We start from the raw sequence: 24,818 nt of genomic DNA on the forward strand, positions 1-24,818 counted from the left end.
GAGCAAAAATAGGATTTATCGAAGGAGGAGAAAATAAATTTAGGTATAATTTTATAGCTTTACATTCAAAACTAAAAAAATGACCATCGACCTTCGAAGTGATACGGTAACAAAGCCATCGACCGAAATGCTTAATGCCATGATGGCGGCAAAAGTAGGAGATGATGTGTTTAGAGAAGACCCCACGGTCAGGGAATTAGAAGAGCGCGTAGCTGCGCTGTTTGGCATGGACAGGGCGCTGTTTTTTCCAAGTGGAACCATGGCAAATCAGACTGCCATTAAATTGCACACCCAGCCGGGCGAGCAACTGATTTGCGATAAATACGCACATGTATATAATTACGAATCCGGAGGCCTTTCGTTCAACAGTGGCGTGTCCTGCAAATTGATTGATGGAGAGAAGGGGATGTTTACTGCGCAACAGGTTTCTGACGCCATCAATCCGTCTGAATACTGGTACGCCAAAACAAGCATGGTTGAAATTGAAAACACCACAAACAAAGGAGGAGGGGCTTGCTGGGATTTTCAGGAAATTTTGAATATCAAGGAAGTTTGCATCAGGCATGACCTTCGATTTCACCTTGATGGCGCACGAATATGGAATGCTTTGGTGGCCAAAAATGAATCGGCAAGACAATACGGCGACATTTTTGATAGTATTTCGGTTTGTTTTAGCAAGGGATTGGGTTGTCCTGTCGGTTCTATTTTGTTGGGTGATGAAGTGAAGATGCAACAGGCGCTTAGGATACGAAAGGTTTTCGGTGGTAACATGCGACAAGCAGGTTATTTGGCCGCGGCAGCACTGTATGCTTTGGACAACAATATGGAACGACTGGCAGAAGACCATCGTAAAGCGAAAGAAATCGGAGCGGCTCTGGGGCGTCTTCCGGTGGTTAAAACCATTGATCCCATAGAGACCAATATTGTGATTTTTGAATTAAAAGATACTATTGATGAATTGGAATTTATAAAACTATTAGACAGTCAGAAGGTTCAAATTATCGCTATGGGAGGAGGAAAGCTAAGAATGGTTACCCATTTAGATTACACCCAGACCATGCATGAGCGCTTATTGGCCATCCTAAGCACCATTACTTTTGATACCTAGCAGGATCATTTAAATAGGTCCATACCCGGGATGTCCGGCATGCCCTCCTTAGCAACAGATGCGAGCTCGGTTTCATTTATCTTTGTGGCCTTTTCAATGGCCTTATTCAAAGTAATAATTAAATAGTCCTCCAATTGTTCCTTATCTTGTAATAGTGCATCACTTATGTCGATGCTTTTTAGCGTTCTGTTCGCGGTCAATGTAACTTTTAGTTTACCATCGGTAGTCATTTCATCAATTAAAACCGTTTCCAGGCGCTTTCTGGTTTCGTCTACTTTTTGTTGGGTTTCTTTGAGCTTACCCATCATTTTCATCATTTCTCCAAACATAATTGTTCTTTTATTATTAAATTCACAAATTTACCATAATCAGCCGAAATGATTTGTGTTTTACAATTAAAATATCAAAATGTACTATGTATTATATGCCTAAATTTTATTTTTGCAGTTTCCTGCAAAGGAGATCATTCTATGAATCATATGAAAAATGATATTACAGCTCCGATGGCTAAAATGATTCCAAAGGAACTTGAAATCCATGGAGACAAAAGGACTGATAACTACTACTGGTTGAACGACAGGGACAATCCGGATGTTTTGACCTATTTAACTGCGGAGAACGACTACACAAAGCGATTAATGCAACATACCGAAACCTTTCAGAAAACGCTTTTTGAAGAAATGAAAGGAAGGATTAAAGAGGACGATACCACTGTTCCCTATAAATTAAACGGTTATTGGTATTCAACACGATATGAAACTGGAAAGGATTATCCTGTTTTTGTTCGCAAAAAAGAATCTTTGGAGGCACCGGAGGAGATACTTTTCGATTGTAATGTCATGGCCAGGGAGCATGCCTATTTTAATCTTGGTGCAATTGCCATCAGTCCCGATAATACCTTAGCGGCTTTTTCAACGGATATTGTGAGCAGGAGGCAATATACCATTCAAATAAAGAATTTAAGGACCGGAGAAATTTATGCCGACAAGATTTTAAATACCACAGGAAGTGCGACATGGGCAAATGACAACAAGACCTTGTTTTATGCGCGTAAGGACGAACAGACACTGCGCTCACACAAAATCTTTAAACATCAATTAAACGCTCCTGAAACCGAGGACGTTGAGGTGTATCATGAAAAGGACGAAACCTTCAATACCTTTGTTTATAAATCAAAATCCAAAAAATTCATTGTCATTGGTTCATCAAGCACCTTAACGACGGAATATCGCTTTCTTGATGCCGATACACCTGATGCCGAGTTTAATTTATTTCAAAAACGGATAAGGGAACTGGATTACAGCATATCGCATTACGGAGATCACTTTTATATTATTGCCAATAGCGACGGGGCCACTAATTTTAAACTTTTAAAGACCAAACTAAATGCAACTGAAAAGGAGCATTGGGAGGAAGTGCTTCCGCATCGTGATGATGTGCTGATTGAGGATATTGAAATTTTTAAAAGCCATTTGGTCATCAATGAGCGTGAAAATGGGTTGAATCGATTACGAATTAGGAGTTGGAATGGTAAAGAGGACTATTATTTGCCATTTAATAGTGAAACTTATACCGTTTTTATAGGGAATAACCCCGATTTTGAAAGTGATTCCCTGCGTTATGGATTTAATTCCTTAACCTCTCCAAGTGCCATCATAGATTATAATCTAAAGACCAAAAAAAGTGAAGTAAAAAAGGAGCAAATCGTATTAGGCGGTACCTTTAAAAAGGAGAATTATGTGTCCGAACGGATTTGGGCAACGGCTCGTGACGGTACAAGAATTCCGATGTCGCTGGTTTATAAAAAAGGGATGAAGCGCAATGGTAAAAATCCATTATTACAATATGGGTATGGATCTTACGGTTCGACCATAGATCCGTCTTTTTCGAGTATTCGTTTGAGTCTGCTAGATCGTGGATTTATTTATGTCATTGCTCACATCAGAGGAGGAGAGTATTTAGGGCGGCAGTGGTATGAGAATGGAAAACTTCTAAAAAAGCGAAACACGTTTACCGATTTCATAGATTGTTCCAGGCATTTAATTGAGCAGTCCTACACCTCGAAAGAACATCTGTATGCCTATGGCGGATCGGCGGGAGGATTGCTCATGGGGGCTGTAATTAATATGAATCCGGAATTATACCATGGGGTGTTGGCCGCTGTGCCATTCGTGGATGTCGTAACGACCATGTTGGACGATAGCATTCCCTTAACCACAGGGGAGTACGATGAATGGGGAGATCCGAATAGGCCGGTATATTACAATTATATGAAATCGTATTCGCCTTATGATAATGTTGAAGCAAAGGCCTATCCGAATCTACTGGTAACAGCGGGACTGCACGATTCGCAAGTGCAATATTGGGAACCGGCCAAATGGGTGGCTAAACTGAGAGCCTTAAAGACAGATGCGAATAGACTCCTGTTACACACTGACATGGATTCAGGGCATAGTGGGGCCTCAGGCCGTTTTGAAAGTTTAAAAGAAGTGGCTTTGGAATATGCTTTTTTATTAGATTTGGAAGGAATCGGTAACTAATAAAAAAAAATGTACTATTTTTGCAAGGTTTTAGAGTATCTTTATTTTTAGAAAGAAATTGGCTCTGTAAAAGCTTTTTTGAAATTACCATAATTATTGAATTCGTTTTGAATTGATAATTGCGAATACTTCAATTTGCTTTTAGAAACAATAAAGCGAACTAATGAAACATAGCAACCAAGTTTATGATAGCGTCCTAGATTTAGTTGGTCAGACACCTTTAGTAAGACTTAATAAATTTACGGCGGACTTCAAAGGGAGTTACTTTGCGAAAGTAGAATCTTTTAACCCGGGCAACTCATCAAAAGATAGAATAGCACTTTACATTATTGAACAAGCTGAAAGGCAGGGTATTTTAAAGCCTGGAGATACGATTATAGAAACAACCTCTGGCAATACCGGTTTTAGCATTGCCATGGTGAGTATCATAAAGGGATACAATTGTGTTTTGGCAGTAAGTTCTAAATCCTCAGCCGACAAGATCGATATGCTTAAAACCATGGGGGCGAAGGTCTATGTTTGCCCCGCTCATGTAAGTGCAGACGATTCGCGCTCCTATTATCAGGTTGCCAAAAGATTGCACGATGAAATAAAAGGTTCGGTCTATATCAATCAGTACTTTAACGAATTGAATATTGATGCGCATTACCACAGTACAGGCCCTGAAATATGGAAACAAACTCAGGGAAAAATCACGCATCTGGTAGCTTGCAGTGGCACAGGGGGAACCATTTCCGGTACGGCCCGCTATCTTAAGGAACAAAATCCGAACGTGAAGGTCATTGGCGTAGACGCTTTTGGATCGGTGATAAAAAAATATCACGAAACCAAAGAGTTTGATGAAAAGGAAATTTACCCTTATCGCATTGAAGGATTAGGGAAAAATTTAATTCCTTCAGCTACAGATTTTGATGCCATTGATGCGTTCATAAAAGTTACGGATGAAGATAGTGCGCACACGGCTCGGACAATTGCAAAAACTGAAGGGTTATTCGTAGGGTATACCTCCGGAGCTGTAATGCAAGCCGTAAAACAATTAAATGATCAGGGCGAATTTAAAAAGGGAGATCAAGTTGTTGTCATTTTTCCAGATCATGGCTCGCGGTACATGAGTAAAATTTACAGCGATAAATGGATGAGTGAACAAGGTTTCTTCGATAGTTCTAACGAGGTTCCTGAAAAGATTCAATATATCAAATAAGAAATGCTATTTTCAACGCAAGAATGACCCGTATCTCTTGTGCGTCAAGCATTTTATTGCATTGTGATACATCTTCATGATTTGTCTTTTAAAAAATTATGCATAGTTCATTTAAATACTTAATTTTGCAAATTGAAACAATGTGTGTTAAGCCGATTTCTGATTTTTGTCACGTAGCGACAATTAGTGACTTTACCTGGTATTAACCGCATTAACATTATATATAGATGAAGGATTTATTCGATAAAATTTATAAAGATAAAGGACCTTTAGGTAAATGGGCTTCGCAGGCTGAGGGATATTATGTTTTTCCGAAATTGGAAGGAGAAATTTCAAACCGGATGAAATTCCAGGGGAAGGATGTGATCACATGGAGTATAAATGATTATCTGGGATTGGCAAATCACCCTGAAGTACGCAAAGTCGATGCAGAGGCTGCAGCGCAATATGGTTCGGCATATCCGATGGGCGCCAGAATGATGTCCGGTCACACGGATCTTCATGAGAAACTTCAGGATGAACTGGCTGCCTTTGTTAAGAAAGAGGCGGCATATTTGCTGAATTTTGGCTATCAGGGGATGGTTTCTACTATTGATGCCTTAGTGGCCAAGGACGACATTATTGTTTACGACGTTGATGCACATGCCTGTATTATAGATGGCGTGCGCCTGCATATGGGAAAAAGATTTACCTACAAGCACAATGATGTTCAAAGTCTTGAAAAAAATCTTGAACGCGCTACGAAAATGGCAGAGCAAACCGGAGGTGGTATTTTGGTGATCTCTGAGGGTGTTTTTGGAATGCGGGGTGAGCAGGGACGGTTAAAAGAAATTGCAGCACTCAAAAAGAAATATAATTTCAGACTTTTTGTTGATGATGCTCATGGCTTTGGAACCTTGGGTGCGACCGGCGCAGGTGCCGGTGAGGAGCAGGGTGTACAGGACGATATCGATGTGTATTTTGCAACTTTCGCGAAATCTATGGCAAGTACCGGAGCATTCATTGCCGGAGACCAGGAGATTATCGATTATTTGAAATACAATTTAAGATCTCAGATGTTCGCTAAGTCACTACAGATGCAACTGGTGGTTGGGGCTTTAAAAAGATTGGAGATGTTAAGAACAATGCCGGAGCTAAAACAAAATCTCTGGAAAATTGTTAATGCACTTCAATCCGGATTGAAGGCCAGAGGATTCGATATCGGAACCACACAAAGCTGTGTTACCCCAGTGTATCTAAAAGGAAGTATTCCTGAAGCTATGGCGCTAGTCAAGGACTTAAGAGAAAATTACGGAATATTCTGTTCTATAGTAGTTTACCCTGTAATACCTAGAGGATTAATTTTACTTAGAATGATTCCAACTGCCACACATACACTCCAGGATGTTGAGGAAACTTTAGATGCTTTCGACGCCATAAGAGATCGACTTGATAATGGTACTTACAAGCGTTTGTCCGCGGCAGTGATGGCAGCTATGGGGGAATAACATTGAAAGCACATACAGATGATATTGCAACCGATTGGTCTTTCAATCGGTTTTTTTATTTTAAATTTTTCCTAAAGGTCTTACGACGTCTGAATACAACCGGAGAAAAGTGTTTCCAAATCTGATGTATGGCTATATTATCCTCAAGTTCCGGTGTCCTGTAACAGGTTACAATTCCTTTTGCCTTAAACACTTTGTAATATTCATTAAAAATGACCGCATGTACCCCTTTATGCTGATAATCCGGACGGATACCTATAAGATAGAAGACTGCATCTTTGCTGTGTTTTTTAGCCTTTAGAATCTGCAGAAAACCAAAAGGATACAGCTTTCCCTTAATTTTTTGAATGGCTTTTGAAAAACCGGGCATAACAATGGCAAATCCAATAAGGTTGTCTTCGTTATCTACAATAAATTTAATGTATTCAGGATTTACAAAACTTATAAATTTCTTTTTAAAATAGGCCTTTTGAATATCGTTTATGGCTACAAATGAGGATAATGAGGCATAGGTTTCATTAAATAGATCGAACATTTTATCCACATAAGGTATAACTTCTTTTGTTTTTGTAAAATTCAAGGCCTTAATTTGGTAACGGCGCTTTATAATCTCATTGGCCTTTGAAAATGTGTCAGGGTTTACATTTTTAAAATCGAATTTACTTTCGATATAGCCCTTTTCTATTTTATAATTTGCTGCCTCATAGTGCTTTACATAATAGGGATGGTTGTACCAGGTAATCATCGGGCCGATAGAATCAAATCCTTCCGTAAGGACGCCGACCTTGTCTAAATTTGAAAATCCGACAGGGCCTTCAACGTAATCCAACTGGTTGGCAGTTCCAATTTCTTCTACTTTTTCAAGCAAGGTCTTCGATACTTCAAAATCATCAATAAAATCAAACCAACCAAAACGCATCTTTCGAACCTGCTGCTCATTAATTTCAATAAAGTTGGTTATGGCGGCAATTCTCCCTACAATGACCTCATCGCGGTAAGCCAGAAACAATCGGGCTTCTGCATCGTTAAAAACCGGATTTTCGCTTTTGTCAAAGGTTTTCATCTCCTGACTAATAATTGGTGGGACCCAATATTTCGAATCCTTGTACAACGAAAAAGGAAACATTACAAATGCCTTCAAATCCTTCCTGCTGTCTACTTCTTTAAGTGTAACCATATCCAGTATTTAATCGAAATCTATAGAATCGCGTCTCTGTTTTTTTATCGTCGACCCCGATGTTTTATTCCCTTTATTACGCCTCGATTTACGTCTGCCCCCGTCCATAACAGAAGCACCATTATCTATCTCCTCTTCTTCTTTGTCCTGATGAAAATCGAAACGATACGAGGCCCCAAAGTTGACACTAAACACCGATGGCGTATCTTTGGTATTAAAGGTGAGCGCCGTATCCAACTGAAAATTCGCATTCCATAGATAAGCCCCGCCAACCCGGAACAGGTTATCTGCATAAAAATCGCTTTTAATACCTTGGGTTTCTCCAAAAATAACCCATTGCGGATCGAAAGAATGGGTAAGGGTCAGAATATATTGAAAATCAGATTGATCTGTACCTATCCTATCTTTTATGAGGTTCAATACGAACACCCATCCACCGGAAAAATTATTTTGTGTTGCCAACATGACCTTTGGACTGAATCCTTCAATGCCCGATGCGGTATATGGATTGTATTTTGTATCGTAGTTTGCTCCGACATATACTGAAACAGCAGGAATTAAAGAACGCCACTTAAATCGATGGTTGGCTTTCCAACTATACAGATTGGGCTTGTCATCCGCATTTTTATACGGATCATAAATTAAGTATTTTGCCCCCAGAGCAACATATTTAAAATTAGAACGATCTTCCTCAAAAGGAATGCTCGAAAAATAGGTCTTCGTATCATTCTGGTAGGTCCCCTCCACGTTAAGTTCCAATTGTTCAAAAAATAACCCGTAGCGGGCGGCAAAGTCGACCCCAAAACCTGAAACTTCATTGCGTAATGGCGGCGTACGTTTTTCCTTTAGGATAAAAGGACCAACCTCGAATTGCAGAACATTGGTTCCAACGGAAAAAGCACTCCTGGAAACTCCCGGTCTGTTCGAGTTTATAACATCCGTGTATTGGGCCTGCAACAGGTTAAAAATGAATAACAAGATTAAGGTTGGTGTAGATTGGATAGGCTTCATAAAATTACATTTAGTGGTGTCTTTGATGCATATTTAAATTAATAATAGTCATACTACCGTTGTTAATGCGTTCTCAAATATAGATATTTTATACTTTTTTTATCATTTATAAACGGTTTTTAAGGCCGCAGAATTGTATTTTTACACAAAATATAGAGTTATGCTACAAGAGGCTTCTGTGACGGGTTTTGTAAGAACGCTGCTTATTATTCTGCTTATCTATTTCGGTATAAAAATAATCGGGCGCCTGCTTACACCGTTTTTAATGAAATATGTTTCCAAAAAAGCAGAACAAAGATTTGGTGATCAATTTGGTCAATTTCAAAATAGAGGACAACGCGAAAAACCTGCAAAAGAAGGCGAAGTGACCATAGATAAAATGCCAAAGACAAAAGCATCCAATAAAGATGTTGGGGACTATGTGGATTACGAAGAAATTGATTAATTTGTCCACCGCGTAGTTTTAAAATAGTTGTATGTCGTTTACATTAAAAAAGATACTACCCCACGTAGTGGTTGTTCTGGGGTTTATATTACTTTCCTTAACGTATTTTAATCCGGTTTTAAAAGGACAGTCTATTTTCCAAAGCGATATCATGCAGTATATAGGTATGTCTAAGCAGCAATCCGACTTCAGGGAAGCTACAGGAGACGAAACCTATTGGACCAATAGTGCCTTCGGAGGCATGCCTACGTATCAATTAGGAGCGAAATACCCTCATAATTATATTAAAAAGCTCGATTTAGCGCTTCGCTTTTTACCGCGCCCGGCCGATTATTTGTTTTTATACCTCTTAGGGTTTTATATTTTTCTGCTCGTTCTTAAAGTGGATTACAGGCTCTCTGTTCTGGGAGCCATAGCTTTTGGTTTTTCTACGTATCTGATCATCATATTGGGTGTTGGCCATAACAGTAAGGCACATGCAATTGCTTACATGCCCTTAGTGTTGAGTGGTATTGTGTTGACCTTTCGAAGAAACTATGTTGCAGGATTTTTGTTAACTGCATTGGCAATGGCTCTGGAGTTGGTGGCCAATCATTTCCAAATGACCTATTATTTATTACTCCTGGTCCTGGTTTTAGGTATTGCTTATTTGGTCGATGCCTACAAAAAGGGCCTGTTAAAGCATTATTTTAAATCTCTGGGGGTATTAACCCTGGCTGTAGTTCTGGCCCTGGCCTTGAACGCCTCCGGAATTCTGGCCACCCAGGAATATGTCAAGGAAAGCTCTCGTGGAACAAGCGAACTCACCATAAACCCGGACGGCACCACGAAGGAAATCTCCAGTGGCTTGGATAAAGCATATATCACGCAGTACAGTTATGGTTTTTTTGAGTCCTTAAACTTGTTCATTCCCAGATTGACTGGTGGCGGCAACGGGGAAGAAATGGGCAAGGGATCCCATACCTATGAGGCCTTTAGAAAACTAGGTGCTTCACCGAGTCAGGCCTTAGAGGCATCCAGACATGCACCACTGTATTGGGGCGATCAACCCATAGTGGAGGCACCGGCCTATGTTGGCGCGGTTGTTATTTTCCTGTTTGTTATTGGATTATTTCTTGTTAGAGGCCGATTGAAATGGTGGTTGGTTGGCGGTACACTTTTATCCTTATTACTGTCCTATGGTAAGAATCTGGAATTTTTAACCGACTTCTTCATTTATAATGTGCCACTGTATAATAAGTTTAGGGCCGTAACTTCAATTCAGGTTATTTTGGAGTTATGTTTGCCCGTAATGGCTGTTTTCGCCCTGGCCCGCCTGTTTAATGGAGAATTAAAGAAGGACGAAAAATTAAAAGCCCTGAAGTATGCGGTTTTCATTACCGGCGGCATTGCAGTTTTATTGCTGTTGTTTAAATCTTCCTTCGACTTTGCCGGTGTGAACGATGCCTTTTATCGTCAAAACTATGGTCAGGATTTTGTGGATGCCCTCAAGGCCGACAGAAGGGCCGTATTTTCATCTGATACCTTGCGAACCTTACTATTGGTACTGGTTTCGGCTGGGCTTATATTCGCTTATATAACAAACAAATTAAAAGAGCATTGGGTAATAGTGGCCTTTGCTATACTTATTGGCATCGATTTAATTGGTGTCGACAGACGTTATGTTAACAATGATGATTTTGTGGCTTCCAAACAGGTAAAGCACCCCTATCAGATGCATGCGGCCGATAAAGAAATTGCTCGGGACACCACACATTTCAGAGTGCTAGATCTTACCTCGTCCGGTGCCAGAGCCTCCTATTTCCACAATTCTTTAAACGGTTATCACGCCGCCAAGCTCAGACGGTATGAAGATGTATACGATTTTTACATTACCAAAAATCACATGGACGTTTTAAACCTGTTGAATACCAAATACATTATAGCTCAGGATGAAAATGGAAACCCGGTGCGTTATCTCAATGAGGAGGCGAACGGAAATGCGTGGTTCATCAGGGAATTTAAAACAGTGAATTCGGTCAATGAGGAAATTAAAACTTTAGACAGCCTGGACAATAAGAATATTGCGATTTTAAATAGTGAGGAATTCGGGGATCGTTTTGCGAACAATGGATATCCAAAGTATGTGGTCGATTCATTGGCGACTATAGAACTGATCGATCATCAGCCGAATTATCTGAAGTACCGATCTCATAATAATCATGACGGATTTGCCGTGTTTTCAGAAATATTCTATCCAAAAGGTTGGAAAACCTATATTGACGGACAGAAAGCAGATCATATTCGCGTCAATTATACCTTAAGAGGAATGGAAATACCAAAGGGAAAACATGTCATCGAATTCAAATTCGACCCGGAGGTTGTAAAAACCGGAAGTAAAATTACCTTAGCCAGTTCGGTTTTATTTGTCGTTCTGTTTTTTGTTGGGGTTTTATATAAATTTAAAAGGCAATAATTGTTTCATGCGTTGTGCCTGAATGGTATTGCGATTTTAAATAACGTATTATAGAATGACCTGTGAGGTGGGGTGCAATGTCCTGTTTTGAGTTCTTTATAGAATGCCTCCAGGTAACATTACTGTTGGGATGAGTAAAAAAAAAGTGTTAATTGTTACGTATTACTGGCCTCCGGCAGGGGGTCCCGGGGTACAACGCTGGCTTAAGTTTGTAAAATACCTTCCTGATTTTAATATAGAACCGATTGTCTATGCGCCGGACAACCCAAATTACCCCATAGTGGACAATAGTTTACTGCATGGCGTGTCCGAAAACATCACCATTCTGAAGCGGCCGATTCGGGAACCTTATAAATTGGCCGGTTTGATTTCCAAAAAAACATCAATGGCAATGCGCAAGGGATTCATACCGGATCCTGAAAACCAGAATTTAATCGAGCGACTAATGCTTTTTATTCGCGGCAATTTTTTTATCCCTGATGCGAGGGTAGGTTGGGTAGGGCCCTCTGTTCAATATCTCTCCGGTTACATACAGAAAAACAATATTGGAACCCTGATTACCACCGGACCTCCCCATAGTTTACATTTAATAGGATTAGAACTGAAAAAAACCTTAGGTTTGAGGTGGATAGCAGATTTTAGAGATCCCTGGACAAGCATAGGATATCAAAAACATCTGAAATTAACGAAGCGATCGAAGCGAAAGCATAAAGCATTAGAGCGTGAGGTATTGCAGACTGCGGATCAAATCATCGTGACCAGTAATATCACCAAATTAGATTTTGAAAACCTTACAAATGTGCCCGTAGAAGTCATTACCAATGGCTATGATTATGAACCTCTGCCCAATATAACTTTAGATGAGAAGTTTAGCCTATCACATATCGGATCCTTGCTTTCGGAGCGTAATCCCATAATTTTGTGGCAGGTTTTAAGGGAACTCATTGATGAAAACGACGTATTCGCCAGCAGCTTTCAATTGAATCTCGTTGGCGCAGTGAGTGAAGCGGTGGTGAGGTCAATACATCAGTATGGTTTAGAGCACTACATGAATAGTACTGGCTATATCCCACATGCGGATTCCTTGCGGTATCAAAGGCAATCGCAATTATTGCTATTGATTGAAATTGATTCTAAGGAGACCACATGTATTGTGCCTGGAAAACTGTTTGAATATATGGTTTCAAACAGACCCATAGTGGCATTGGGGCCAGAGGGTTCGGAAGTGGAGCGTATCATTAAGGACACCAATACAGGAAAATACCTGCTATATTCGGATCGCGACAGGTTAAAAGCCGTCCTGTTGCACTATTTCACGGCCTACAAAAAGGGCGAGCTGGAGTCACATGGTATTGGACTTCAAAAATATGCCAGGAAGTCGTTAACCGGTGCATTATCTAAATTAATCTAATGGGGTTAGTTGTAACACAATCGATAAAAAACACCATCACCACCTATATCGGATTTGTAATAGGAGGTGTGAATGTATTGTTTTTATTTACTAATTTTCTAAGTGATGCCTATTTTGGGCTCGTCCAATATATCTTTTCAACAGCAGCCATAATGATGCCGCTAATGGCTTTTGGTGTGCACAATACTTTAGTAAAGTTTTATTCGTCTTTTAAAACACGGCAGTCTCAGAATAGTTTTTTAACGATAATGCTTGTTTTACCACTTTGTGTTGCCCTGCCGGTGGGGCTTATTGGTTATCTGTGCTTCGAAGGGATCAGTGTTTGGATGAGCTCAAAAAATGACATTATAAGAGATTATATATGGTTGATTTATGTCTCTGCCATTTTTTTGGCCTATTTCGAGGTGTTTTATGCCTGGAGTAAGGTGCAGATGAGAAGTGTTTTCGGGAATTTCATGAAAGAGATTTTTCACAGGCTGTGCACCACGGTCTTATTGTTTACTTTATATTTTGATATCATTTCGGTCAACCAATTCATATATGCGTTGGTTATCGTGCATGCTTTACGTATGCTTACCATGGCTTTGTATGCATTCAGTTTAAGACTGCCTGTAATTTGTTTTTCCCGGTTACTTAATATGAATTCGATTTTGAGCTATTCCGCCCTGATCATATTGGCTGGTTCTGTGGCCAATATAATTCTAGAGTTGGATAAGTTTATGATCGGACTTTACATTGAAATTGAAAATGTGGCCTATTACGCGGTGGCCATTTATATAGCAAGCGTCATTGCGGTGCCCTCACGGGCCATGCACCAGATTACAAATCCCCTTACCGCGAAATTATTAAATGAAAGAAATACACGAGAGTTGAGGCTTTTATACCGGAAAAGCTCTTTAACCCTTCTTATAGTGGGTGGATTGATTTTTCTATTGATCGTGCTGAATATTAATGAGCTCTATTACCTGATTCCTGAGAAATATCAGGGTGGCATCCGTGTGGTCATCCTCATCGGTTTGGCCAAGCTCTTCGATAATTTTATGGGAAACAATAATGCCATATTATTTAACAGCGATTATTATAGAGTGGTTTTGGCTCTGGGACTCGGGCTGGTGTTACTCACCATAGTATTAAATACCTATTTCATTCCTCATTTCGGTACCATTGGTGCGGCATATGCCACATTTATTTCAATAGTAACTTATAATTCAGCAAAACTGGTTTTTGTGAAGTTGAGGTTTGAAATTACGCCGTTTTGCTTGAACACCTTAAAGGTATGTCTCATTTTAGCAGTGTTCTTCGGCCTGTTTTATTATTGGGATTTTCCATTTCATCCGGTACTGAACATCGCATTGAAATCGGTAGTCATCATTGTATTGTATCTGGTACTGATATTCCGTTTTAAGTTATCGAATGATATTAACCGGGTACTCATTCGATTTTTCAATAGTTTAAAATAAGAAAAGAGAAAACCCCACGATGTTGCTTTGAGGCAAACTTATCGCAGGGCTTTCCAACTAACCAACCAAAGAGGTTAAGATCTTCTTCTATTCGATCTTGTATTGTTATTCGAGTTACTTCTGTTCTGAGTCACTCGAGTCTTAGTGTTGCGCTTTGAGCCGGTAAATTCTCTTTTTACTTCTCTCGGCTTGCTTTGCACCGTCCTTTTTGATGTCATGGATGGCGCAGTTCTGGTGTTATCTCTTTTGTAAGTACGAGAATTTACGCTTTTTGGTTGTCGAACGGTAGCATTATTTCTAGTGCGATCAACCGAATTCATTCTTGAATTATTTCGCGTCCGATCAACCGAGTTCATTCTTGTATTCCTTGAACCGGATTCATTTGTTCTTCTAACGTTATTATTAGCCCGTTTAGTATCCACAGCATGCGAATTCGTACTTCTTCTTGGGGCTACATTGTCTCTGGTGTTTGAGTCATAAGCCCTATCATTGGAACGACGATTTGAAACAGCAATTCTATCCGTTCCATTGGTCCTTTCTGTATGAGTGGCATACTGTCGTCTTGATGAAGCCACATTTGCACTTCTATTAATCCGCGTTACATTGTTTCTGCTTCTGTTAACGGTCGCATAACTTCTGTTACGTGTCACGGTATGGCCTCTTCTGCTCGCAACAGAGGTGCGCGGCCTGTAATTGTTATAGAAGGGTCTGCTGTAAACATATCTTACTGGCATGTAAAAACGTCTGTAAGGTCTGTTGTAAACAACACAATAATCGTATGCAGGGATGCTATAGAAGCGATGCCAAGGTCTGTAAACATAGTGCCTGTTGTAAATATTTATAAATCCTGTGTAGTGACTGAACCTATTGTACCTGTTATAGTGCACAAATAAGCCACCAACACGAGACACATAGCCAAAATTATTGTAAAATATATTCACATTACCCGCCTGAATTATACGGCCATAATGATCGTAATAAATTGGAACATTTTCTATTTGAATTACGGCGCCAAATTCATCGTATTGTACATAGGCGTTGTAATTGAAGCCGGAATTAAAACTAAGGTTGAGATGAGGAGAGCCAATGGAGACATGCAGTTGCGAGTTATTGCGCAACATATTGAAATCGAACTGACCATCGGGAAATACAGAAAATTCTATCCCACCCTCTACAAATATGAAAGAATTACCATAACCTCTTGAAAAGATGGAGGACGTTTGACTACTTGTGCCAGTCGTTGCTATGGCATTAAGGGGGAATCCCATTAAGAGTAGACCTGCTAATACTAATGCTAATTTTTTCATAATAATAAGGGTTTAAAATAATTACATTTTAAAGAATACAAACAGCGTGCCAAAACGAAAATATTAATTTAACACACTGATAATCAAGGTTGAAGATTTGTTTTTTAAAAACACCAGTTTATTATGTGGTGGTGATAGGATAGAGGTGTGTTCGGAATATGATGCCATTCCATTTGGTGATTACTTCGGAATGACAAGCAAAAAATCGTAGCGCTCTGCTTATCTTTTCGAAAAAACATAAGTACGATGATTCAAAATTGTCCTGTGAATTTTCAAAATTGTCCTGTGAATTTGTTTTTCCCTTGCATACAAAATTTAAAAGGCTTAAGCACATACCATAACTATCGTGCTTAAGCCATTTGTAAAAACCGGCAATTCAAGGTTTAGAATGTTCGCTTTTTTTGCTTTTTGATTTTACCATTCCTTTTGTAATAGTAGTACCTATCGTCATGCGGCTCATCGAACCAGGGTGATTCATTCTGATTATGATTGCCGAATAAATGAGATCCATGACATGATGTGTCACTGCATAAATTGCACGGGGTATTGTGATTTACCTGTCCGCGAAGGGATACAATTTCGCCCCAGCGATTATAATTCACCTGTAGTCCACCAACTTGTCTTAACGTTCCGTTTCTACCTCTGCCATAGGTCATAAAAACCGATCCAATACGGCTTACCTTTCCTTTGCGATCATAATTGATATATACGTTGCCGATACGTCTAATTTTTCCACTTCGATCTCTTGAAATATATACGCCATAGTTTTTATGAGAGGTGTAGCCCAGGCTTAAATGGGGACCGCTTTGCCTGGCACTGATCCTGCTCCGTTTTGTATTTGATCTATAATAGGTATCTCTGTAGATATCATTATAGTTATGGGCATCAAAATCGAAGCTCCCATCTGGAAAAATCAGGAACTCAATACCGCGTTCCATGAAAATTATGGGTTCCGCATATCTGTTCATGTTTTTTGTCACAGATTGCCCATGGTCATGGTTGTCAATTGTTGCCGATACCGTTGTTAATCCCGCTAACAACATTGTAAAAAAAAGTAATACCTGCTTCATAATTCGTCATTTTTAAAGTTAACCTACTCTTAAAGCTTTTCGGATTCCGCTGTGTTCAAGGATTTTCAATAGGCATGCCAAATAAAAATTGCAGTGTACTGATTAACGAAACATTAACGTTTAAAAACGATATAACTTGTTGAATATCTTGTAGTTGAAATTTAATGGTGTAATATGTATACCTTGCAGTTTGGTCTTCATTTTTATTCAATGAAGCAATAATTTTATTACATTTATCCTTTCTAATACGAAACATGGAAGAGCAGCAAACGTCTTGCAAAAATTGTGAAAAGGTTTTTGACCCCGCCTATAAATTCTGTCCGTATTGTGGGCAACAGGCCAGGGAAGATCTGACCGTAGGCGTCTTATTTTATAACACCATCAGTAATTACTTTTCATTTGATGCTCGATTTTTCAAGAGTTTTTTCCCACTTATTTTTAAGCCCGGATTGGTGCCCAAACTTTTTGTTGAAGGAAAACGACTCAAATATTTGCATCCCGCTCAATATTATTTATTTATTTCGGTGGTCTTCTTTTTTATATTTTCATTTAAGGTCCGAGAAATGAACAGTAGCGTTGATAAGGTTTTAAAGTCGAGTTTTGAGTCTGTTGATACCGTGGTGGACTCATTGGATATAAAACGCATAGATTCTACCGCAGCGGCCATAACTGCTGCACCTATTTTAAATAACCCGGATATAAAAACCGGCTTATCGGAAGAAGATTTAAAAATAATAGACTCGACCATAAAAACGAGTACCAGCGCTTCAAATACAAAGATCTTTAATTGGAATCTCAACCTTAAAGCACTGGATTCTCTGAATGCCTCAGGTGCCACGGAAGAAGAGCAGTTGAAATTCATTGGAGTCGATGAAAATACCGGATTTTTTGAGCGTACATTTTTAAAGCAGGGATTAAAGTTTCACAGACAGAAAGGGGGTGGTATTGTACAGGCCTTTTTTGACAGTATACCGGTAGCCCTATTCTTTTTACTGCCATTGTTTGCCTCTATTCTTAAACTGTTCTATTGGAGAAGAGGCCAATTTGCCCACCATCTGGTATTCAGTTTTTATTATTTTTCATTTTTATTCATTGTACTGGGCGTTATAATAACGGTGAACCAATGGCTAATAGACATTCCGGATGGCATAGATTGGCTTATCATGCTATCTACTTTTGTATATCTGTGGTTGGGATTGAAACGATTTTATCAGCAAGGGTATTTTATTTCACTTTTTAAAGCGGGAATGACGACCTTTTTATACCTGTGCTTCATTGTTCCGGCCGCCTTAATCGTCCTTGTACTAACGGCCATTTTGTTTTACTGATAGAAAGTCAAAGGAAGGACAGACTAGGTATTCAGTTTGTCCTTTAAGTAGATTCCGGTTTGTGAAGCCGGTACCTTAATAAGCTCTTCAGGTGTACCTTGGGCAACAACTTTACCACCCTTTTCACCGCCATAAGGTCCCAGATCGATGATGTAATCCGCACATTTTATCAATTCCAGGTTATGTTCAATAACCATAACCGAATGTCCGTTATCGATGAGGGCGTTGATCGATTTCAAAAGTTTTTTAATGTCGTGAAAATGGAGACCCGTAGTGGGTTCATCAAAAATAAAAAGGGTCTTATCCGATCGATTACCTTTACTTAAAAACGAGGCGAGTTTGATACGCTGTGCCTCACCCCCGGAAAGGGTTGAGGAGCTTTGTCCTAAGGTCACATAGCCCAGGCCGACGTCTTGCAGGGGTTGAAGTTTGTTTTTGATTTTGGATTGTTCATGGGCATCAAAAAAGGCAATGGCCTCGTCGATGGTGAAATTTAAGATGTCATCTATATTTTTACCAGCGAAGGTCACTTCGAGAACGTCTTTCTTAAAGCGTTTCCCGTTACAGGTGTCGCACTCGAGATGCACATCGGCCATAAATTGCATTTCTATGGTCACTTCGCCTTCGCCGTTGCAGGTTTCACACCGCCCGCCATCGACGTTAAACGAAAAATGTTTTGCCTGATAATTTCTAATCTTACTCAGCTTTTGACTTGCAAAAAGCGCTCTTATATCATCGTAAGCTTTAATATAGGTTACCGGGTTGGATCTGGACGATCTCCCAATGGGATTTTGATCTACGAACTCGATCTGTTTAATATTGTCGAAATGGCCCTCCAATCCGGAAAACTGTCCCGGCTTGTCACTAAAATCGGTGAGTTTTTTTTGCAATGCCGGGTAGAGAATCTTTTTGATCAGGGTACTTTTTCCACTTCCCGAAACCCCGGTAATGACGGTCAGACACCCCAGAGGTAAGCGCACATCTATATTTTTTAAATTGTGTTCGCGGGCCCCGAGAATATCAACGTAATATTTGGAAACCCTTCTTGTTTTAGGAATTTCAATCTTCAAAGTGGCATTTAAATATTGGGCCGTCAAGGATTTCGACCCCAAGATACCATCATAATCCCCGTAGGCCACCACATGCCCCCCAAAGGTTCCCGCTTCAGGGCCAATGTCAATAATGGTATCGGCCGTTTTCATGATATCTTCATCGTGTTCGACCACAATAACGGTATTACCCAGATTGCGCAATGATTTTAAAACTGAAATTAACCTCTCCGTGTCCTTGGGGTGCAGGCCAATGCTAGGTTCATCTAAAATATACATCGACCCTACCAGACTGCTCCCTAATGATGTGGCTAAATTAATGCGTTGGCTTTCACCTCCAGAAAGGGTATTCGATTTTCTGTTCAATGTTAAATATTCAAGACCAACATCGATCAGAAATCGCAATCGGTTATGTATTTCTTTTAGTAATCTGCTGGCTATTTTTTCATCATAATCACTGAGCTCTAGTTGCTTAAAGAAATTAGAGAGCCTATCCAAAGGCATTTCTACTAAATCGGTGATGCAGGCACCCCCAATTTTCACATAGTTGGCCTCCGGCCGTAACCGTTTCCCCCGGCAGGTCTTACATCGTGTTTTGCCACGATAGCGCGAAAGCATGACCCGATTCTGTATTTTATATGCTTTCGCCTCTAACTCGGCGAAAAAGGAATGCAGACCTTCAAAATAGGCGTTACCGTCCCATATTAATTGTTTTTGAGCATCACTAAGTTCAAAATAGGGCTTGTGTACTGGGAAATCAAACTTATGAGAATTATTAACCAACTGATCCTTATACCAGCTCATGCTTTCGCCTCGCCACGGAAAAATGGCCTCTTCGTAAACAGATAATCCGGTATTGGGTATGACCAGGTCTTCATCAATTCCAATAATATCACCATAGCCTTCACACTTTGGACAGGCTCCGTAGGGATTGTTAAAACTGAACAAATGGACGTTTGGTTCCAAAAAAGTGAGTCCGTCCAATTCGAATCGGTTACTAAAATGGCGTTCTGAGCCATCGTTCAGGCGTTCGATGATACATTCGCCTTTACCTTCAAAAAACGCGGATTCTACGGCATCGGCCAATCGGTTGTAGAAGTCTTCCTCGTCTTTGATAATAATGCGATCAACAACCAAACGAATGGCATCCTGAGTGTCTGTTTCTGATATTTCATCAATTCGAACAACCTTGTCATTCATCTTAATTCTTGAATATCCTTGCTGTTGCAGTGCTTTAAGTTTGTCATTCATAGCCCTGCCTTCCTCCAAATGAACAGGTGCGAGCAATAATAACCTTTCACCCTCGGCGCAGGTCTTAATGACATCAAGGACATCTGAAACCGTGTCCTTTTTTACCTCATGTCCAGAAATTGGCGAGAAGGTTTTACCAATTCTTGCGAATAGCAACTTTAAATAATCATAGATTTCGGTTGTCGTGCCTACCGTCGAGCGAGGATTTGTTGAATTTACTTTTTGCTCTATGGCAATGGCAGGAGCAATCCCCTTAATAAAGTCAACCTTTGGTTTATTTAAACGACCCAGAAATTGTCGCGCGTAACTCGAAAGACTTTCGACATACCGTCTTTGGCCTTCAGCATACAGTGTATCGAACGCTAAACTTGACTTACCGGAGCCAGAAACACCAGTAATGACCACCAATTTGTTTCTGGGGATAACGACATCTACATTCTTTAGGTTATGCAGCTTTGCACCCTTAATGATGATATTATGTTTAGGATCAACAGCAGAAATATTGGTATTCATGGGTCACTTCAGAAAATAATCTTGCAAAGATAACATAAGTATTTCATACACTTAAGCTTTAGTTAAAACATAAATAAATCATGCTCGACATTTTTGTATACGACACAGTAAGGAATAGGTCAAACCGTATCATTATAAGCATTACATTGTGCCTATTACAGTAAATTGAAATCCTGACGTTGATCGAAAAAAATGCTGAATTAATCAAAAAAAGTCAAAAAATCGGCTAAATTTTTGTTTTTTAGAATGGAATCTTACTATATTTGAGATATCTATTAATCTTTATAAACACGACTTGCCTATCGCATAGCATTACTTTTAAACAGTTAACCCCAAGCTAAGAAGAAGACTTCTTGGATTTAAAGTAATAGTTATGCAACACGAGATTATTCCAGATGCGACCCTTGTTGTCAATTATATTAACGGTAGTGAAAATGCCTTAGAAACCTTAATTACGCGACACAAGCAAAAGGTGTACAGTTTTATCTTTTCCAAGGTGTACGACCGCGATGTGGCCGAAGATATTTTTCAAGACACGTTTATAAAAGTTATCCGAACCCTTAAGCGAAATGCCTATAATGAGGAAGGTAAATTCCTGCCCTGGGTGATGCGTATTGCCCATAATCTGGTCATCGATTATTTCAGGAAGAATAACAGAATGCCTAAGTTTGATAACAGTAATGATTTTAGCATTTTTTCTGTGTTGAGTGATGGTGATTTGAATGCGGAAAAGCGCATCATTAAAGAGCAGGTTGAAAATGATGTTCGACGATTGGTCGATGAGTTACCAGAGGATCAAAGGGAGGTGCTCTTAATGCGTATTTACAAGGATATGAGCTTTAAGGAAATATCGGAGGTGACAGGTGTTAGCATAAATACGGCCTTAGGGCGTATGCGCTATGCGCTCATTAATTTGAGAAAGGTAATAGACAAACATAATATTGTTTTAACAGATTGATACAATAAAGTAAATGTTGTTGCGTTAATAGATTTAGTAACCCTAAAATTATATTAATGGCAAAAATTTACTCTAAAGATTTTATTGAAAGTACCAACGATTTGAAACCGAAAGAAGAAACGGTTAATTTTCTTCTAAATTATTCCAAGGCTTTAAGTGTTATAAATTGTAATAAGTTAAAGTTTGAGACATTTCTTAATTGAACTTTAGGAAGTCCTGATTTAAAGCATCAGGACTTTTTTTTTGAATTCAGGTAGTCTTTAATTACCGACTTTCTTCCAACAGTTTTTGTGATGATATCTTTGTCCAAATCCCAGCCTCGTGCCGGAGAATATTCCCTTCCGTACCAAATAATCTGTAAATGAAGTTCGTTCCATAAAGCCTTAGGGAAGAGTCTTTTGGCATCTTTTTCGGTTTGTACAACACTTTTCCCATTACTTAAATTCCACCTGTACATTAAGCGATGTATATGGGTGTCTACCGGAAATGCGGGAACACCGAAAGCCTGGGACATGACCACGCTGGCTGTTTTATGTCCGACAGCCGGCAGTGCCTCCAAGGCCTCAAAACTTTTAGGAACCTGTCCACCATGTTTATCGATTAGAATTTTTGATAAGCCATGGATCCCTTTACTCTTCATGGGTGATAGTCCCACCGGTCTAATGATGTCTTTAATTTCATCAACAGATAGCTTAGCCATATCATAAGGATTGTCTGCTTTTCGGAACAGTATGGGTGTAATCTGATTTACCCGCACATCTGTGCTTTGTGCAGATAGTAGCACTGCAATTAGCAAGGTATAGGGGTCCTTGTGGTCCAGAGGAATAGGAACGTTCGGATAAAGGTCATTTAAGGTCTTAATAATAAAGTCTACGCTTTCTTGTTTCGTCATACAATTGTATTTTTGTTGTAAGAAGGATATACCATGACATCAAAGGCAAAAAATCAGTCAAAAATAGTAAGTTTATCGGGGTATATCATAATGAAAAACATTTTTAAAATATGAATACATTAAAAGTAGGAGACAAGGCTCCGGATTTTGAAGTGAATGACGACCAGGGAAATAGCGTAAAACTATCAGATTACAAAGGAAAGAAACTGGTCCTGTTTTTTTATCCAAAAGCAAATACACCGGGGTGTACCCTCGAAGCATGTAATTTAAGGGATAACTACAGTAAACTGAAGGAGCAGGGATATGAAATTCTTGGTGTAAGTGCCGATACCGAGCAAAAACAATCTAATTTCAAGAAAAAATTCGATTTTCCTTATCCGTTATTAGCCGATACCGACAAAGTGCTTATTAATGCGTTCGGGGTTTGGGGACCGAAAAAATTTATGGGAAGGGAATACGACGGTATTCACCGCGTGACTTTCCTTATAGATGAAAAGGGGACCATAGAACGAGTTATTGATAAGGTAAAGACCAAACACCATGCCGATCAAATATTAGAAGGCCTATAAGACATTGGTACGACATAGATGGCGTTCATCGTTGTATTGAACGCCTGCATAGGTCAGGATAACATCCAAACAGGTTCGGTTCTAAAGGAATACTAAATTAATGTTTTACCCGTTTCTTTATGGAGTGCGGTTTTAATGGCTTTCTGGTATATCCAAACAAGCGGTAATCCTTGATAAGGTCTGCTGTTCCTTCAGGAAGTTTGTCTTCCCACCCGAGTTCTCCATTGTCAATCATATCGAGAATTTCCCTGGAGAATATATTCATAATGCTCTTGTCATAATCTTCTATATCAACAACCTTACCGTTATATTTAAAGAATTTATACAATTCCTTCATTCTTGGATACACCTTTAAATTATCACTATTTAAAAGTTCCCCTGTATCCGGATCTAACATGGGGTAGAGGTAGACCTTGAGATCTTTAAAGAATAATTTTCCAAAAGCTTCCAAAATACCACCACTAAGATGGCGATAGTATTTTTCATCAAAGATATCCACCAAATTACTCACACCCATTGACAATCCCATTCTGGCTTTGGTGTATTTCGAAAAGTATTCAACCACCTTGTAATATTCCTGGAAATTGGAGATCATAACCGATTGGCCCAAGGCACAGAGTAAATCAGCTCTATCCATAAAATCCTGCTCGTCAATTTCGCCTTCTGATCTGAGGTTTGAGAGTGTGATTTCAAAAACGACTACAGTCTGGTCTTTATTCACCTTATTTTCCTGAATAAACATTTCATATGATTTCTCATACATCGCCATGTTCACCTTGGTTACCGGTCTGAAACTACCGCGCAATGCCAATATATTTTTCTTGTAAAACACTTTTGCAGGCAACACATTCGTTCCATCCGGACCAAACATCACCGCATCTGTCATTCCATTCTTTACCAACTGTAAACTCATTAGCCTATTGTCTACATTTTTAAAGACCGGACCTGAAAAGTTGATGGTGTCTATTTCTAATTGATCCTTATCTAAATGATCGTATAAATACCGCAGTAATTTTTTTGGTTCATTGTATTTATAAAACGCCCCATAGATGAGATTGGTGCCCAAAATACCCAGAGTCTCCTGTTGCAGCCTTGCATCGGTCTCTTTAAAGCGTATGTGCAAAATGATCTCATTGTATTCGCTTTTCGCCTCAATCTGATATTTTATACCCACCCAACCATGGCCTTTGTACTGCTTCGCAAAATCGATCGTGGCGACAGTATTGGCATAAGTGAAAAATATCTTGTTTGGATTTTTTTCACGGGTTAACCGTGTTTCAATGAGGTTCATTTCATGCGACAGCATTTTTCGCAATCGCGCCTCTGTTACATAACGTCCATCATCCTCAGCACCATAAATGGCGTCACTAAAATCCTTGTCATAGGCCGACATCGCCTTGGCAATGGTCCCGGAGGCGCCACCGGCTCGAAAAAAATGTCGGCAGGTTTCCTGGCCCGCTCCGATTTCTGCAAAAGTCCCGTAAATATTTTCGTTTAAATTAATGCGAAGTGCTTTGGATTTTAATGAAGGAACATCATCGAATTCCTTATCTCCTTTTATGGTTATTTCCATGCTTAAATAGGTT

At 39.5% G+C, this 24,818-nt stretch carries 19 protein-coding genes; 11 read left to right on the forward strand and 8 right to left on the reverse strand.

Annotated features, from left to right (window positions below; translation table 11 throughout):
- Positions 1-79 precede the first annotated feature (79 nt).
- Positions 80-1,108 (forward strand): threonine aldolase family protein, encoded by a 1,029-nt coding sequence (locus tag MR041_RS09490; RefSeq protein WP_242093375.1) that lies wholly within the window; start codon positions 80-82, stop codon positions 1,106-1,108.
- Positions 1,109-1,113: 5 nt separating this feature from the next.
- On the opposite strand, the gene MR041_RS09495 is transcribed toward MR041_RS09490, so the two are convergent.
- On the reverse strand, positions 1,114-1,437 hold the full coding sequence (locus tag MR041_RS09495) for a YbaB/EbfC family nucleoid-associated protein (protein ID WP_242093376.1): 324 nt from the start codon (positions 1,435-1,437) through the stop codon (positions 1,114-1,116).
- Between the two features lie 150 nt (positions 1,438-1,587).
- On the opposite strand from MR041_RS09495, the gene MR041_RS09500 reads away from it, so the two are divergent.
- From MR041_RS09500 to capB, 3 genes are all read left to right on the forward strand, one after another.
- Positions 1,588-3,648: a S9 family peptidase gene (locus tag MR041_RS09500; RefSeq protein WP_242093459.1), complete on the forward strand. Its 2,061-nt coding sequence runs from the start codon at positions 1,588-1,590 to the stop codon at positions 3,646-3,648.
- Between the two features lie 163 nt (positions 3,649-3,811).
- A complete protein-coding gene (capA, locus tag MR041_RS09505) occupies positions 3,812-4,849 on the forward strand; it encodes a cysteate synthase (RefSeq protein WP_242093377.1) in 1,038 nt (345 codons plus the stop codon).
- A gap of 227 nt (positions 4,850-5,076) precedes the next feature.
- Complete coding sequence (gene capB, locus MR041_RS09510) at positions 5,077-6,336, forward strand: cysteate-C-fatty acyltransferase (protein WP_242093378.1); 1,260 nt, start codon at positions 5,077-5,079, stop codon at positions 6,334-6,336.
- 55 nt (positions 6,337-6,391) lie between these two features.
- Here capB and MR041_RS09515 read toward each other — a convergent pair whose 3' ends face one another.
- Together MR041_RS09515 and MR041_RS09520 are read right to left on the reverse strand one after the other, a co-directional pair.
- The gene (locus tag MR041_RS09515; protein WP_242093379.1) at positions 6,392-7,513 is read right to left on the reverse strand and encodes a GTP cyclohydrolase; all 1,122 of its coding nucleotides are present in this window, start codon (positions 7,511-7,513) and stop codon (positions 6,392-6,394) included.
- 9 nt (positions 7,514-7,522) lie between these two features.
- Positions 7,523-8,524, reverse strand: coding sequence for a transporter (locus tag MR041_RS09520; RefSeq protein WP_242093380.1), 1,002 nt, complete (start codon positions 8,522-8,524; stop codon positions 7,523-7,525).
- A 160-nt stretch (positions 8,525-8,684) separates the two neighbouring features.
- Here MR041_RS09520 and MR041_RS09525 point away from each other — a divergent pair, with 160 nt between their 5' ends.
- The 4 genes from MR041_RS09525 to MR041_RS09540 all read left to right on the forward strand — a co-directional run bounded on the left by MR041_RS09525 (position 8,685) and on the right by MR041_RS09540 (position 14,295).
- Positions 8,685-8,969 (forward strand): DUF4834 family protein, encoded by a 285-nt coding sequence (locus tag MR041_RS09525; protein WP_242093381.1) that lies wholly within the window; start codon positions 8,685-8,687, stop codon positions 8,967-8,969.
- Between the two features lie 31 nt (positions 8,970-9,000).
- Complete coding sequence (locus MR041_RS09530) at positions 9,001-11,424, forward strand: YfhO family protein (RefSeq protein ID WP_242093382.1); 2,424 nt, start codon at positions 9,001-9,003, stop codon at positions 11,422-11,424.
- A gap of 130 nt (positions 11,425-11,554) precedes the next feature.
- The gene (locus tag MR041_RS09535; RefSeq protein ID WP_242093383.1) at positions 11,555-12,835 is read left to right on the forward strand and encodes a glycosyltransferase family protein; all 1,281 of its coding nucleotides are present in this window, start codon (positions 11,555-11,557) and stop codon (positions 12,833-12,835) included.
- Positions 12,835-14,295 carry a lipopolysaccharide biosynthesis protein gene (locus tag MR041_RS09540; RefSeq protein WP_242093384.1) on the forward strand — a complete coding sequence of 487 codons (1,461 nt, stop codon included), beginning with the start codon at positions 12,835-12,837 and terminating at the stop codon, positions 14,293-14,295. The genes MR041_RS09535 and MR041_RS09540 overlap by 1 nt, the downstream gene beginning before the upstream one ends.
- Positions 14,296-14,369: 74 nt before the next feature.
- Here MR041_RS09540 and MR041_RS09545 read toward each other — a convergent pair whose 3' ends face one another.
- Positions 14,370-15,602, reverse strand: coding sequence for a hypothetical protein (locus MR041_RS09545; protein WP_242093385.1), 1,233 nt, complete (start codon positions 15,600-15,602; stop codon positions 14,370-14,372).
- Positions 15,603-15,985: 383 nt separating this feature from the next.
- On the reverse strand, positions 15,986-16,672 hold the full coding sequence (locus MR041_RS09550) for a hypothetical protein (protein ID WP_242093386.1): 687 nt from the start codon (positions 16,670-16,672) through the stop codon (positions 15,986-15,988).
- 254 nt (positions 16,673-16,926) lie between these two features.
- Between MR041_RS09550 and MR041_RS09555 the strand changes: the two genes are divergently transcribed.
- Entirely contained in the window at positions 16,927-18,000 is a 1,074-nt protein-coding gene (locus MR041_RS09555) for a DUF3667 domain-containing protein (RefSeq protein WP_242093387.1), read from the forward strand.
- Between the two features lie 23 nt (positions 18,001-18,023).
- Here the strand turns inward: MR041_RS09555 and uvrA are convergent, their stop codons facing one another.
- A complete protein-coding gene (gene uvrA / locus MR041_RS09560) occupies positions 18,024-20,813 on the reverse strand; it encodes an excinuclease ABC subunit UvrA (RefSeq protein WP_242093388.1) in 2,790 nt (929 codons plus the stop codon).
- Positions 20,814-21,186: 373 nt separating this feature from the next.
- On the opposite strand from uvrA, the gene MR041_RS09565 reads away from it, so the two are divergent.
- Entirely contained in the window at positions 21,187-21,771 is a 585-nt protein-coding gene (locus MR041_RS09565) for an RNA polymerase sigma factor (RefSeq protein ID WP_242093389.1), read from the forward strand.
- A 229-nt stretch (positions 21,772-22,000) separates the two neighbouring features.
- Here the strand turns inward: MR041_RS09565 and MR041_RS09570 are convergent, their stop codons facing one another.
- Complete coding sequence (locus MR041_RS09570) at positions 22,001-22,663, reverse strand: endonuclease III domain-containing protein (protein WP_242093390.1); 663 nt, start codon at positions 22,661-22,663, stop codon at positions 22,001-22,003.
- A 110-nt stretch (positions 22,664-22,773) separates the two neighbouring features.
- On the opposite strand from MR041_RS09570, the gene bcp reads away from it, so the two are divergent.
- Positions 22,774-23,232, forward strand: coding sequence for a thioredoxin-dependent thiol peroxidase (bcp, locus tag MR041_RS09575; RefSeq protein ID WP_242093391.1), 459 nt, complete (start codon positions 22,774-22,776; stop codon positions 23,230-23,232).
- 97 nt (positions 23,233-23,329) lie between these two features.
- Here bcp and MR041_RS09580 read toward each other — a convergent pair whose 3' ends face one another.
- Positions 23,330-24,805, reverse strand: a complete 1,476-nt coding sequence (locus tag MR041_RS09580; protein ID WP_242093392.1) for a TonB-dependent receptor — start codon at positions 24,803-24,805, stop codon at positions 23,330-23,332.
- Positions 24,806-24,818 lie beyond the last annotated feature (13 nt).

It is taken from the genome of Aestuariivivens sediminicola, from assembly GCF_022662015.1.
GTDB lineage: Bacteria > Bacteroidota > Bacteroidia > Flavobacteriales > Flavobacteriaceae > Aestuariivivens > Aestuariivivens sediminicola.